An 11,214-nucleotide genomic window follows, 5' to 3' on the forward strand; every position below is an offset into this window, starting at 1 on the left:
CATGGACGCAGTAATCGTCACCGGAGGATCCAATGGCCTGGGCGCCGCGGTCGTCGACGCCGTCGTCAAGGCCGGCGGCCGCCCGTACGTCGTCGACCGGCAACCCCCGAAGCCGGGCGTCGACTGGATCGAGTGCGACCTGGCCGACACCCGCGCCGCCGAACGGGCCACGGTCGAGCTGATCGCCCGCGCCGGCGGGACCCTCGGCGGCGTGGTCACCGCCGCCGGCATGGACGTGCCCGGCACCCTGGCGGACGTTCCCGGCGAGATCTGGGACCGGATCGTCGCCGTCGACCTGCTCGCCACCGCCGCGGTGATCCGCGCCGCGATCCCCGCGCTCAAGCAGTCGCACGGCGGTGTCGTGACGATCTCCTCCACCCTCGGGATCAAGGCCGTCTCGGACGCCACCGCCTACTGTGCCGCCAAGTTCGGTGTCGTCGGCTTCACCCGGGCGCTGGCCGCCGAACTCGCCGGGCAGGTCAACGTGACGCTGCTGATCCCCGGCGGCATGCGGACGAGGTTCTTCGACGACCGTGAGGACAGGTACAAGCCGGGACCGGACGCGATCCTCAACGATCCGGCCAACGTGGCCGCCGCGGTGCTGTTCGCGCTCAGCCAGCCGCCCGGCTGCGCGGTCCGGGAACTCGTCGTGGCGGCGGAGACGGAGAGCTCGTACCCGTGATCCTCGTCCTGCGCGCGCTCGGCGTGGGAGACCTGGCGACCGCGGTGCCCGCCCTGCGCGGGCTCCGCGCCGCCTTTCCCGGCGAGACCCTGGCCCTGGCCGCCCCCGCCTGGCTCACCCCGCTGATCGTCACGATCGGCGGTATCGACCGGATCGTCCCGGCCCGGGAGCTCGAACCCCTCGACGGAGCCCCCGCCGAGCCCCGGCTCGCGGTCAACCTGCACGGCTCCGGCCCGGAATCACACCGCCGCCTGACGGCGCTGCGGCCGGGCGCGTTGTGGGCGTTCGCCTGCACTCCGGCCGGGCACCACGACGGGCCCGGCTGGCACGACGACGAACACGAGGTCCGGCGCTGGTGCCGATTGGTGCGCTATTACGGCGTACCCTGCTCGGAGATTGATCTTGATCTTGAAGCGCCGCACGCGGACGTGCCCACCGGCATGACGATCATCCATCCCGGCGCGAAATCCCCGGCCCGGCGATGGCCTCCGGACCGCTGGGCGGCCGTCGCACGACGGTTGCGCGCGGCGGGTCACCACCCGCTGATCACCGGTTCCGCCGCCGAGAGAGACCTATGTGTACGGGTCTGCGCGCTCGCCGGGCTCCCGGAGGAGGCGGTCGCCCGCACCGGGCTGGGCGAACTCGCCGCCCTGGTCGCGTCCGCCCGGCTGGTGATCAGCGGCGACACCGGCGTCTCCCATCTCGCCACCGCCTACCGGACGCCGTCGGTCACCCTGTTCGGCCCGGTCTCGCCGCAGCGCTGGGGACCGCCGCCGGACCGGCCCTACCATCGCCCGATCTGGCACGGCACCCGCAGCGAACGTGGCGACCTGCCCGGCCCGGTCCACCCCGCGCTGCTCGCGATCACCCCCGACGAGGTGCTCGCCGCCGCCGACGAGGTCCAGCATGCGGCTGCACCGCGCTGACCTGCGTAGACCCGGCCTGTCCCGGCGGCGTGCCGGTAGCGGCTTCACCTACCTGGATCCCTCCGGCGCACCGCTGCGCGACGCGGAGACCGTGGCACGTGTGCGGGCCCTGGTCATCCCACCGGCCTGGAGGGACGTGTGGATCTGCCCGGACCCGCGTGGCCACATCCAGGCCACCGGCGTCGATGCGGCCGGGCGCAGGCAGTACCTCTACCACCCGGCGTGGCGGGAACAGCAGGACCGGGTCAAGTTCGACCACGCCCTCGAGGTCGGCGCCCGGCTGCCCGAGGTCCGCGACCGGATCCGCGCCGACCTCACCGGCCGCGGCCTGAGCCGGGAACGGGTGCTGGCCGCCATCGTCCGGCTGCTCGACATGGGCATGTTCCGGGTCGGCGGCGAGGAGTCGGCGGCCCGCTCGGAGGATCCCTCGTTCGGGCTCTCCACGCTGCGGCCCGCACACGTGCGCGCCAAGGGCGGATGCGTCCTGCTGGAGTACCGTGGCAAATCCGGCGTCGAGCACGCGGCCACCGTCGGCGACGGTGAGGTGTGCGCGGTGCTCCGCGACCTGAAACGGCGCCGCGCCGGCGAACAGCGCCTGTTCGCCTACTGGGACCCGGGCCGCCGCCGCTGGCAGGAGATCCGCGCCGACGCCGTCAACGACTACCTGCGCGAGATCAGCGGCGAACAGATGACCGCCAAGGACTTCCGCACCTGGCACGGTACCCGTCCAGGCGGCCGTCGCGCTCGCCGGGGAGGACCCGCAGCCGACCGCCACGAAACGGAAGAAGGCCGTGTCCAAGGCCATGAAGGAGGTGGCCGAGCTGCTCGGCAACACCCCCACCGTGGCCCGCGACTCCTACGTCGACCCGCGGGTCATCGAGTCCTACGAGAGCGGCGACGTGATCGAACCCGGGCGTCCGGAACAGACCGAGGCCGAGGTCATCGAATTGCTGACCGGAGATTCTGATTGACTTCCGCCGTGGGCGACTGGGAAGTACGGCTGATCGGATCCGACGGGCTGACCGAGGGGGAGACCACCGGTGTCGTGGCGCTGCTGCGCGCCCTGGTCGCCGGTGGCGCGGCGCTCGGCTGGGTGGAGCCGCCGCCGGCCGCCGAGGTGGTCGCCCTCCTGGAGACGCTGACCGCGGCCGTCCCGTCCGGTGACGCCGCGATCGCCCTGGCCGTCGTCCCCGCCGACGGCGCCGAGGAGGTGGCCGGATTCGGCTACTGGCGCCGCTACGACCGGCCCACCCACCGTCCCAACGCCGACCTGGAGAAACTCGCCGTCGACCCGGACCGGCAGGGACTCGGCCTCGGGCGGACCCTGCTGACCACGCTGATCGCGGCCGCGCTGCGCCACCGGATCGAGGTCCTCACCCTCGACCTGCGCGGCGACAACACCCGCGCGGCGGCCCTCTACAAGAAACTCGGCTTCCACCAGTACGGCCGTCTCGACCGCTTCGTCGCGGTCGGTGAGGCCCGCTACGACAAACTCCTCTACGCCCTCGACCTGCGCGAACTCCGCGGCCCTGCGTAGTGGATCGTGCCAATTTCGAGTGAAGCACTGCGCTCCGTTCCCCCTTGGACTCTCGTGTCTGGAAGACTGACACTCGTGCCCCGTCCTGCCGAACCGGATGCGCCGTCGACGCGCGGCTTCTTCGATCGTCTGATCGGCGTCCTGCTCGGTTTTATCGGCTTCCTGCTCGGGGCGAACCTCGTTCACCGGCTATTCGCCATCTTGGCGCGCCTGCGTCCGGCGCCGAGCCTCTGCGCCTACAGTGCGAGCATCGCCACCATTGAGCGTGGCCCTCGGAAAGAGGTTCTTCGGAACTGATGCGGAATTCCTGACACCCGTGTGTCCGGATCTCGTTGCATTTCGCATCCATGCAATGGAAGGCATTCCCGCCGACGATGTCGGCTTCTGCCCGCCATCCCATCCGAAGACCCCGAGGAAGAGAATATGGTCGTCACGAATCATGTGTTCTGGCGCTTCGGCAACGCGAGCGGGCCGGGCCGGATTCGTCCCTCCGATCTGGGCGAGGACCCGATCGGTCCGTTCCGGCCGGAGAATCCGCAGGACATCGTTCTCGGTGTTTCGGTCTTCCGGTGGCCCGAGCTTTCCGGGCTCACCGGCAAACGGTGGCGCCTGCCCGCCGGCACGGTTCTTCCCGAAGGTCTCGGCATTCACGCCGACGGTTCGGACGCGGGTGGCCAGGGGCCCCTTGGGCACGCGTTGCTTTTCCCGACGGAATGCATGAGCCATGCTAAATTCTGCGCATTGGTTCAGGGATTGCCCTGGGAGCGAGGGTGGTGATCATCCGGTGTCGGAGCCGATTCCCGCGGTGGTCAGCACAGCGGGCAAGGAGATCGCCGCCCTCAGCGGAGCGCTCGGCCGCCTCGTCCACGATCACGACGGCACGGTGGACGCCGTCCGTGACGCGCTGGCCGACCCGTACACCCGCCGTCAGACCCTGTTCGTGCTGTCGCAGCTGGACGCCTCGTTCACGGTCGCCCTGATCCGCCCGGTCGTGGAGGCGTCCCTCTCGGATCGGGACGCGCTGCTCGCCCGGCAGGTGGTGGCCCGCCTCCCGTTCACCGCCTACGCCTCGGCCGTACCGGACATCGTGGTGGAGTTGCTGGGGGACGCCGACGACGGCGTGTTCCGCCGTCTCGCCGAGCTGTTGGACCACCTGGGCCTCTACCCGGCACTGCGGCGTCTCACCGAGATCGCGCGGCGGAGCGACGATCCCGACATCCGTGAGGTCGGCGAGGACTTCGAGCCGCTCCCGTTCTAGACCGGCGTGGTCGCGATCAGCACGTGGGCGATCGTCCGCCAGCCGAGCCGCGGGTAGACGATCTGGCCGTCCACACTCGCGACCAGCAGGCCCTGCTCGGCGCCCGCCGCCACCGCCTCGGCCGCCAGCGAGCCCATCACCGTGCTGGCCAGACCCCGGCGCCGGTGGGCGGCATGCGTCTCGATCTTGTCGGCGACCGCGTCCGTGCCGGACAGCCCGGCGGTGCCCCACGCGGCCACCTCACCCGACTCGTGGACGACGGAGGCAGTCACCACCGCACCGGACCGGACGGTCTCCACCCGGTAGCCGGCGGCCGCCTCCCGCCGGGGATGCTCCCGCAGGTCGATCGCCATCATCGCCTCGGACTTCTGCAACAGCACCAGCCCGGCCGCCTCCAGCGCCGCGGCCGTCGCGTCCGGATCGGTGGTCGGCACGGTCAGCCAGGTCACCGTCCGCTCCGCCGCGACCCGGCCGGCCAACCCGGCGAGCGTGGCCGGATCCACGTCGAGGGCCAGATACTCGACATCGCGGGTCGGCTGCCGGCAGTCCGACCGCAGCCCACCGTCGACCGTCTCCGCCAGGGGCAGGGACCGGGCCACCGACCAGCCGCGCTGCCACCGGACGACGGTCTCGCGTAGATCACTCACCCGCCCAGTAGATCATCCGTCCACGATCACCAGTCCATCCAGCCGTCCAGGCTGGGCTTGCGCAGGTACGGCGGCTCGTCGAAGTCGATCGCGGTCAGCCATCGGGTGCCCGGCTCGACCCGGTGGCCGATCCTCCGCAACTCGCGGACCACGACCGGGATGTGCAGGGCGCCGAAGACGACGGCGACCTCCATGTCCTCCGCCGCGAACTCGCCGTCGATCTCCCCGATCGCGCCGAGCAGCAGATCGTCGCGTTCGGTGAGGATGATCCGGGTCAGATAGTCGTCGGCGAACCGCGGCCTGCTCTCGTCGGTCAGTTCCAGCGACGTCATGCCCTCCACCAGGCCGGAGCCGGTGAGGGCCATCTGGATGGCGAGAACCGGGGTCATCACGGCCAGACCCGCCCACGTTTCGCGAGGCAGGCGACGGTCCGGCCGCGCTTCCGGCCCCAGGTGCGCGTCCGGAAAGATGATCGGTACGTCCAGAGCGCCGTAGTCGATGTCCTGGTGCACCAGTTGCCGGGCCACCCGCTGCCCGGTCCAGCGCATCGCGGTGATGTAGGCGAGCCCGGTCGAGCTGGGCCCGTCGTACTGCTCGGCGATGACCGCCTGACAGGTGCGAAGTCGCTGCCAGATCTCCCAGTAGTAGTCCGCATGCCCCATGTGGATCGTCGGGATCAGGACCCAGCGGATGCCGCCGCCGGGCCGTCCCAGCACGCTGATCGAGGTCCGGTAGCAGGTGCCGCTCATCTCCGTCAGCCGCATCCCGCCAAGAGTAGGTAACCTTCGCTTCTCACCAGGATCTCGGCCGTAGGCGACGCTTCGGTCTTGAGCGACGCTTCGGCTGTCGGGTGCGGCTGCGGCCGGTGGGTGGTGGCTTTGGTCAGTGCGGCCGCAGCCGGGCGCTGAGGACGGCGGCTCCCGGACCGGTCAGGTCGGACAGTGCGGCGGCACGGCCGGTGGCGGCCATGCCGAGCGCCTCGATCGGGCCGGTGATCAGCGCCCCCTCCCCGGCGGCCCAGTCGGTGTCGGTGGCCGCGAGGCGGAGGCCGTCCAAGCGGCCGGGTGGGACGAGGGCCGGGGCCGGGCGGGGGTCGGCCGATCTCAGGTAGCCGAGCAGGATCCGCCAGTGCCCGGCCGGGACATCGGCGGACAGGCCGAGCGGGCGGGCGATGTCGCGCAGGTGCACGCACGTCTCGGCGAACGGGCCCATCGGGCCGACCCGCGGCGGGTTCACCTCGTCCGGGGCGTGCTGCCGGAGCAGGGCGATCAGATCGGCGGGGGAGTGCCGGGCCAGACGCCGGGTCAGGTGGTCGACGGTCCGGTCGGTGTCCCCGCGATGGCGGAGGGCGGCCAGAAGGAAACGGCCGAAACCGATCACCATCGGCTGGACGAAGTGGGCGGCCAGATGCCGTACCGTCCAGCCCTCGCACAGGGTCGGCGCGGCCCAGGTGCGGTCGTCCAGGCCCTCCAGGAAGTCGGCGATCATCAGCCGGTTCCGGCCCGTGAGACGGTAGATGTCGGTGCTCATGAACGACCGGCCTCCTCCCGGATGTCCCGGTGCAGGGCGGCCAGGACCCGCAGCGCCGTCGTGATCTCCTCGATGCCGCACTCCGCGGCCATCGTGCCGAGCCGGGCCAGTTCGCCCGCACGGATCCGCGCGAACAACGCCGCCCCGGCCGGGGTGGTGGAGATCAGCACCGAGCGCCGGTGTGCCGGGTTCGGCCGCGACTCGGCCAGCCCACGGTCGATCAGGTCGTTGACATGTCGCTGGATGCCCTGCCGGGCCAGGTCGAGGCGGTCGCCGATCACCGGGACGGTGAGCGGCCCCTGTTCGGCGAGAACCTCGAGAACGGCCCGCATGCCGACGGTCAGATCGTCGAACCGCAGGGACGTTTCGACCACCCGCGCCGAGTTGAGCACGAGCGGCCGGACGTGCCGGAGGACGTCGTACAGCATCGCTCCACGGTCAGTCATGACAACAATGATGTCATGCCGACTTGATTCGTCCTCGTCCATGGACATGAGGTGACGTGCGCCCGACCGTTCAGCCGCGCCGGGCTTCGATCAGCGTCCGCGTCGAGTACGCGGCGAACGACCCGTGTTCCCGGATGTGCGCGTCCAGCGCCTGTAGCCGCTCGCGATACCTCTCGACGGTGAAGTCCGGCACCCACCACACGCATTTACGCAGGATCCAGACGACAGCCCCGACGTCGTAGAACTCCATCCGGCACCGCGCGGTCCGCAGATCCACGATCTCCAGCCCGGCCCGTCGTGCCGCGGTCGCCTCGGCATCCGGATCGCGAGCGAGATTCGTTGCCGGCAGCGGCCCGAGAAACCACTCGATCAGCCCGAACGCCGAGGCGGGACCGACATGCTGCGCCAGGTATGCGCCGCCGGGCACCAGCACCCGGGCGATCTCCGGCCAGTCCGGCCGCACCGGATGACGGCTGCTGACCAGCTCGAACGTCCGGTCCGCGAAGGGCAGCGAATCACCCGGCGCGACCTCGGCGACCATCACTCCACGCGGCCCCAGCAGCCGCCGGGCGCGTGCGGCGTTCGGCGGCCAGCCCTCGGTCACCACCATCCGCGGCGGCAGCACCGGCATCCCGCCGATGATCTCCCCACCGCCGGTGTCCACGTCCAGCGCCGACGACACCCCGGCCAGCCGGGCCGCGAGCAGCCGCGCATATCCCCACGGTGGCCGCTCCTCGGTGGCCCGCCCGTCCAGCCAGCCGAAATCCCACCCGGAGACGTCCGCTGAAGAGCCTTCAACAACCAATTCCGCAAACGTACGCACGACGCGCTCCCCCCATGCCGCTCCGCAGTCTCCCCGCGCCGCAGCCGGAAACGCATCCCGTTTCCGCGGCCCGCCCACCCCGGCAGCCAGGCGCCAGGTTCCCGCCCTGGCCTATCCATGTCGCGAGCCCGGCGGCCCGGCTCCGGCCTATTCGCTTCGTGAGCCCGGCGGCCGGCTCCGGTCTGTCCACTTCGCGCGCCAGCGCGCCGCCCCGCCTATTGTTCTCGTGCTTCGGGCGGACGGCTGCGGTCTGTCTACTTCGTGCTCCAGCGTGCCGCCCGCCGGTCTGTTCCTTTCGTGAGCCGACGCCGGCTCCCGTCTGTCCACTTCGTTGGCCAGGCTCCCTGCCCCGGCCCGCCACCCTGTCGGCAGGATGGCTTGTCCCCGCCTGTCCACCCCGGCTTGGCGGTCCTGTGGAACATCGGCGCGGTTGCCTTCCGGCGTTTCCAGCAGACGGCCGTGACCTGGACCCGAGAAACAGGTGGCCGCGTGGGTCAGCGGCCTACCCGTGTCTTGGTGGGCTCGTTCGGGCTTTTGTTTCGGTTCTGGTCGGCGGGCGCGTGGTCTGGGGCGTCGGGTGGCCGCGTGGGCCAGTGGCCTGCTCGTGTCTTGGTTGGGTTCGCTCGGGCTTTTGTTCCGGTTCTGGCTGGCTGGCGGGCGCGTCGTGGTCTGGGCGTCAGGTGGCCGCATGGGCCTGCGGCCTGCTCGTGTTTGGTGGGTTCGTTCGGGTCTTTGTTCTGGTTTCGGGCGGCGGGCGCGCTGTGGCCTGGCGTGGCAGGTGGCCGCGTGGAGCCGGCGGAGCGGCCGTAGTTCGGCGATCGCGGCCACGTCCGTACCGGAAACGGTTTTGGTTTTCTGATAGGACATCGACGTGGCGCATTTCGCGGATCTGAGTGTCTACACGTATCACCCGGAGGAGATCATCGGCTTTCCGACCGGGACGACCAGCTATCGGCCCGGCTATGAGCGACTCAACGTGGGCTGGCTGGACGCTCCGCACGAGTTCGAAACCGGAACCGTTCCCGACGGGTTCGCGGACGCGCTGCTCGACATCATCGCCGGGCGCCGGATCAACCAGATGCGCGGCTTCCACGTCTGCACCCTCTGCCCCTCGCCCGGACGGCCGCGGAGCCTGGAGGTGGTGAATCGATCGCGCACGCTGTATCTCGGATCCTCTGAGATCAGGGTGCCGTCCAGGCCCGGCACGATGTTCGCGGCGCCCACCCTGATCTGGCATTACGTGACCGCCCACGACTACCGTCCGCCGGACGCGTTCGTGCGGGCCGTGCGCGGCTACGACCCAGAGTGGACGTCCGGCCCGTGGGTTCCCGCCGACGCCGACCGCCGGGATTCGCGCGGTGATCCGCTGGCCTCACCGGATCTGCGGCCCCTGTTCGCGGGGCAGGCCGCACGCAAGGCCACGCCCGCCCTGGATCTGCGCCCGGTCCCGGTGCAACCGGGAATCGTTCTCGACAACGACGCGGTCGGCCTGCTACGCGACGGACTCGGCTGGTACGACATGGAGATCCGCTGGATGGTTCACCTCGACGACTCCGGCGTACTGCGGTTGTGGCGGTCGTGGAAGGGCCAGCAGGTCTACGAGGCGCGGCTCGTCCCCGGGCCGGACGGCGCGACGCTGACCGAGCTCACCGTCGAGCAGGATCAGTCGCGTTACCAGGGAACGCTGGACCGGGAGCCGGACCTCTTCGAGAAGGTGCTGCGGTCATGCCTCGATCACCTGCGACGATTTCGGGCCGGCCACACTCCGTACGGGCCGTCGCCGGTCACGGGCACTCCCGGCTGAGCGTGATGACACCGGCCCCGTCGAGACGCATGGACAGCAGGCGCAACTCCATCTCGGTGCCGGGCACACCTTGATCAGCCAATGCGGTCAACATTGCGGCGACGTCGGAGAGCGCCGTGCCACGTTCCCGGAGCACCTTCATCACGGTGACCCGCGAGGTGATCCCGGACAGACGCAGCCGGAAGACGCCGCACTGGTCCAGCAGCGCCTGGCGCACCTCCGGCGGAGGCTCGTCCCGGCCGCACTCCAGGACCGGGCCGTCCGTGCAGGCATGGTGCCGTGACCAGTGCAGACGGCCGTAGGCGATCGTCTCGCTGACTGTGGCGGTCGCGCCCGGCGGACAGCTGCCGCAGTCGACCGGCACGACAGCCTCATCCGGGAATGTCGTCACGGGAGCGGAACGTCCTGGCGGTAGAGGGTGATCCGGTCCGGGGAGACCGTGCCGAGAAGGTATTCGAACCCCTCCGGCGAGATGACCAGCGAAGCCGGGTCGATGCCGTCGGCCGCCCACACGTCCACCGGTCCACCGATGTTGTTGATCCGGATGAAGAAGCCGGCGGTGTGCTCGTCGGCCAGGAAGATCTCGTCGACCTCGGGTCCCCGGCTGCCGGCGATGCCACGGGCGGCGCCCATCCGCGACGAGTCCAGCCGAACGTCCGGATCGAATCCCGGTTGCGAACCGAGGTGACATGGTAGAGACGTTCCACCGGCCGACCATAACGGTCACCCTGACCCGCTCACCCGCATATTCGGCCGCCGCTCTCCCGAACCCGGAGGCGCGCCTCGTGGTCGGGTGGTGCGTCAGCGGGTGGCGCATCCCTGCGGCCGTGGCGCCACGCGGGTAGTACGGTCGGGTGGTGCGTCAGCGGGTGGCGCATCCCTGCGGCCGTGGCGCCACGCGGGTAGTACGGTCGGGCGGTGTGTCAGCGGGTGGCGCATCCCTGCGGCCGTGGCGCCACGCGGGTAGTACGGTCGGGCGGTGTGTCAGCGGGTGGCGCTGATGGAGCTGCCGGTCTCCGCGCGTACCAGTTCGGTGATCCATTCGACGGCGACGCCGGCCTGCCCGGCCGGTCCGGTGTACAGGCCGTTCACGACGAGCCAGATCCGGTCGGCGAGCAGCGCACTCCCACCGATGCCGGTGACGAGGCGATCCCATTGAGCGCGGCTGTCGGCCAGATAGGCCTGGGCGACACGGGCGGGCTCGTCATCCTCGTCCGGGAACTCGGTCAGATAGTTGCGAAATGCGCACCCCCGGTAACCCGGCTGCCGAACCATGTCGGCGACCTCCCCGGTCAGCGCGAGCAGCCGATCAACCGGATCGGTGGACCAGTGCAGAGCCTCGGTCACCGAGCGTTCCCGCTCATGGCGGACCAGCGAGAGGTAGGCCGCCGCCAGCTCCGCCTTGCTCGGAAAGTGCTTGTAGAGCAGGTTCTTGCCGCAGCCGGCCGCCTCGACCACCTGGGCCATGCTGACACCGCGGACGCCGTGCTCATAGAAGAGCCCGGCGGCCGCCGTCAGAATGGTTTCCCGGGTGCCCGGAGCAGGCGTGCGTGCCACGATA

General features: G+C 70.8%; 15 protein-coding genes and 1 pseudogene. 8 read left to right on the top strand and 8 right to left on the bottom strand.

Annotated elements, in window-relative coordinates; all coding sequences use genetic code 11:
- Window position 1: 1 nt before the first annotated feature.
- From IEZ13_RS38520 to IEZ13_RS38550, 7 genes and pseudogenes are all read left to right on the top strand, one after another.
- Window positions 2–682: an SDR family oxidoreductase gene (locus IEZ13_RS38520; RefSeq protein WP_183222290.1), complete on the top strand. Its 681-nt coding sequence runs from the start codon at window positions 2–4 to the stop codon at window positions 680–682.
- The gene (locus IEZ13_RS38525; protein WP_183222291.1) at window positions 679–1,608 is read left to right on the top strand and encodes a glycosyltransferase family 9 protein; all 930 of its coding nucleotides are present in this window, start codon (window positions 679–681) and stop codon (window positions 1,606–1,608) included. Before IEZ13_RS38520 ends, IEZ13_RS38525 begins: the two co-directional genes overlap by 4 nt.
- A pseudogene (locus IEZ13_RS38530) lies at window positions 1,589–2,579 on the top strand (DNA topoisomerase IB). Before IEZ13_RS38525 ends, IEZ13_RS38530 begins: the two are co-directional and overlap by 20 nt.
- Window positions 2,580–2,587: 8 nt before the next feature.
- Window positions 2,588–3,145 carry a GNAT family N-acetyltransferase gene (locus IEZ13_RS38535; protein WP_183222292.1) on the top strand — a complete coding sequence of 186 codons (558 nt, stop codon included), beginning with the start codon at window positions 2,588–2,590 and terminating at the stop codon, window positions 3,143–3,145.
- A gap of 75 nt (window positions 3,146–3,220) precedes the next feature.
- Window positions 3,221–3,442 carry a hypothetical protein gene (locus tag IEZ13_RS38540; protein WP_183222293.1) on the top strand — a complete coding sequence of 74 codons (222 nt, stop codon included), beginning with the start codon at window positions 3,221–3,223 and terminating at the stop codon, window positions 3,440–3,442.
- Between the two features lie 126 nt (window positions 3,443–3,568).
- The gene (locus IEZ13_RS38545; protein ID WP_183222294.1) at window positions 3,569–3,922 is read left to right on the top strand and encodes a hypothetical protein; all 354 of its coding nucleotides are present in this window, start codon (window positions 3,569–3,571) and stop codon (window positions 3,920–3,922) included.
- Between the two features lie 7 nt (window positions 3,923–3,929).
- On the top strand, window positions 3,930–4,403 hold the full coding sequence (locus IEZ13_RS38550) for a hypothetical protein (protein ID WP_183222295.1): 474 nt from the start codon (window positions 3,930–3,932) through the stop codon (window positions 4,401–4,403).
- On the opposite strand, the gene IEZ13_RS38555 is transcribed toward IEZ13_RS38550, so the two are convergent.
- From IEZ13_RS38555 to IEZ13_RS38575, 5 genes are all read right to left on the bottom strand, one after another.
- Window positions 4,400–5,050 carry an N-acetyltransferase gene (locus tag IEZ13_RS38555; protein ID WP_183222296.1) on the bottom strand — a complete coding sequence of 217 codons (651 nt, stop codon included), beginning with the start codon at window positions 5,048–5,050 and terminating at the stop codon, window positions 4,400–4,402. The two genes, IEZ13_RS38550 and IEZ13_RS38555, sit on opposite strands and share 4 nt — an antisense overlap.
- Window positions 5,051–5,076: 26 nt before the next feature.
- Window positions 5,077–5,814, bottom strand: coding sequence for a hypothetical protein (locus IEZ13_RS38560; protein ID WP_183222297.1), 738 nt, complete (start codon window positions 5,812–5,814; stop codon window positions 5,077–5,079).
- A 118-nt stretch (window positions 5,815–5,932) separates the two neighbouring features.
- Entirely contained in the window at window positions 5,933–6,580 is a 648-nt protein-coding gene (locus IEZ13_RS38565) for a maleylpyruvate isomerase family mycothiol-dependent enzyme (RefSeq protein ID WP_183222298.1), read from the bottom strand.
- The gene (locus IEZ13_RS38570; RefSeq protein ID WP_183222299.1) at window positions 6,577–7,026 is read right to left on the bottom strand and encodes a MarR family winged helix-turn-helix transcriptional regulator; all 450 of its coding nucleotides are present in this window, start codon (window positions 7,024–7,026) and stop codon (window positions 6,577–6,579) included. The genes IEZ13_RS38565 and IEZ13_RS38570 overlap by 4 nt, the downstream gene beginning before the upstream one ends.
- Before the next feature lie 70 nt (window positions 7,027–7,096).
- Complete coding sequence (locus IEZ13_RS38575; protein ID WP_183222300.1) at window positions 7,097–7,849, bottom strand: class I SAM-dependent methyltransferase; 753 nt, start codon at window positions 7,847–7,849, stop codon at window positions 7,097–7,099.
- 871 nt (window positions 7,850–8,720) lie between these two features.
- Between IEZ13_RS38575 and IEZ13_RS38580 the strand changes: the two genes are divergently transcribed.
- On the top strand, window positions 8,721–9,653 hold the full coding sequence (locus IEZ13_RS38580; RefSeq protein WP_183222301.1) for a DUF7919 family protein: 933 nt from the start codon (window positions 8,721–8,723) through the stop codon (window positions 9,651–9,653).
- Here IEZ13_RS38580 and IEZ13_RS38585 read toward each other — a convergent pair.
- From IEZ13_RS38585 to IEZ13_RS38595, 3 genes are all read right to left on the bottom strand, one after another.
- Entirely contained in the window at window positions 9,634–10,044 is a 411-nt protein-coding gene (locus tag IEZ13_RS38585; protein WP_183222302.1) for a hypothetical protein, read from the bottom strand. The two genes, IEZ13_RS38580 and IEZ13_RS38585, sit on opposite strands and share 20 nt — an antisense overlap.
- Window positions 10,041–10,286 (bottom strand): hypothetical protein, encoded by a 246-nt coding sequence (locus IEZ13_RS38590; protein WP_203833840.1) that lies wholly within the window; start codon window positions 10,284–10,286, stop codon window positions 10,041–10,043. The genes IEZ13_RS38585 and IEZ13_RS38590 overlap by 4 nt, the downstream gene beginning before the upstream one ends.
- A gap of 351 nt (window positions 10,287–10,637) precedes the next feature.
- On the bottom strand, window positions 10,638–11,210 hold the full coding sequence (locus IEZ13_RS38595; RefSeq protein WP_183222303.1) for a TetR/AcrR family transcriptional regulator: 573 nt from the start codon (window positions 11,208–11,210) through the stop codon (window positions 10,638–10,640).
- Between the last annotated feature and the right edge of the window lie 4 nt (window positions 11,211–11,214).

The sequence above is a fragment of the Actinoplanes campanulatus genome (assembly GCF_014647795.1).
In the GTDB taxonomy this organism is placed as follows: domain Bacteria; phylum Actinomycetota; class Actinomycetes; order Mycobacteriales; family Micromonosporaceae; genus Actinoplanes; species Actinoplanes campanulatus.

What these genes read in the sequence shown, in the direction of transcription:
- IEZ13_RS38520 (WP_183222290.1), top strand. Translation starts at nt 2, where the DNA reads ATGGACGCAGTAATCGTCACCGGAGGATCCAATGGCCTGGGCGCCGCG.
- IEZ13_RS38545 (WP_183222294.1), top strand. Translation starts at nt 3,569, where the DNA reads ATGGTCGTCACGAATCATGTGTTCTGGCGCTTCGGCAACGCGAGCGGG.
- IEZ13_RS38590 (WP_203833840.1), bottom strand. Translation starts at nt 10,286, where the DNA reads ATGGGCGCCGCCCGTGGCATCGCCGGCAGCCGGGGACCCGAGGTCGAC.
- IEZ13_RS38560 (WP_183222297.1), bottom strand. Translation starts at nt 5,814, where the DNA reads ATGCGGCTGACGGAGATGAGCGGCACCTGCTACCGGACCTCGATCAGC.
- IEZ13_RS38565 (WP_183222298.1), bottom strand. Translation starts at nt 6,580, where the DNA reads ATGAGCACCGACATCTACCGTCTCACGGGCCGGAACCGGCTGATGATC.
- IEZ13_RS38570 (WP_183222299.1), bottom strand. Translation starts at nt 7,026, where the DNA reads ATGACTGACCGTGGAGCGATGCTGTACGACGTCCTCCGGCACGTCCGG.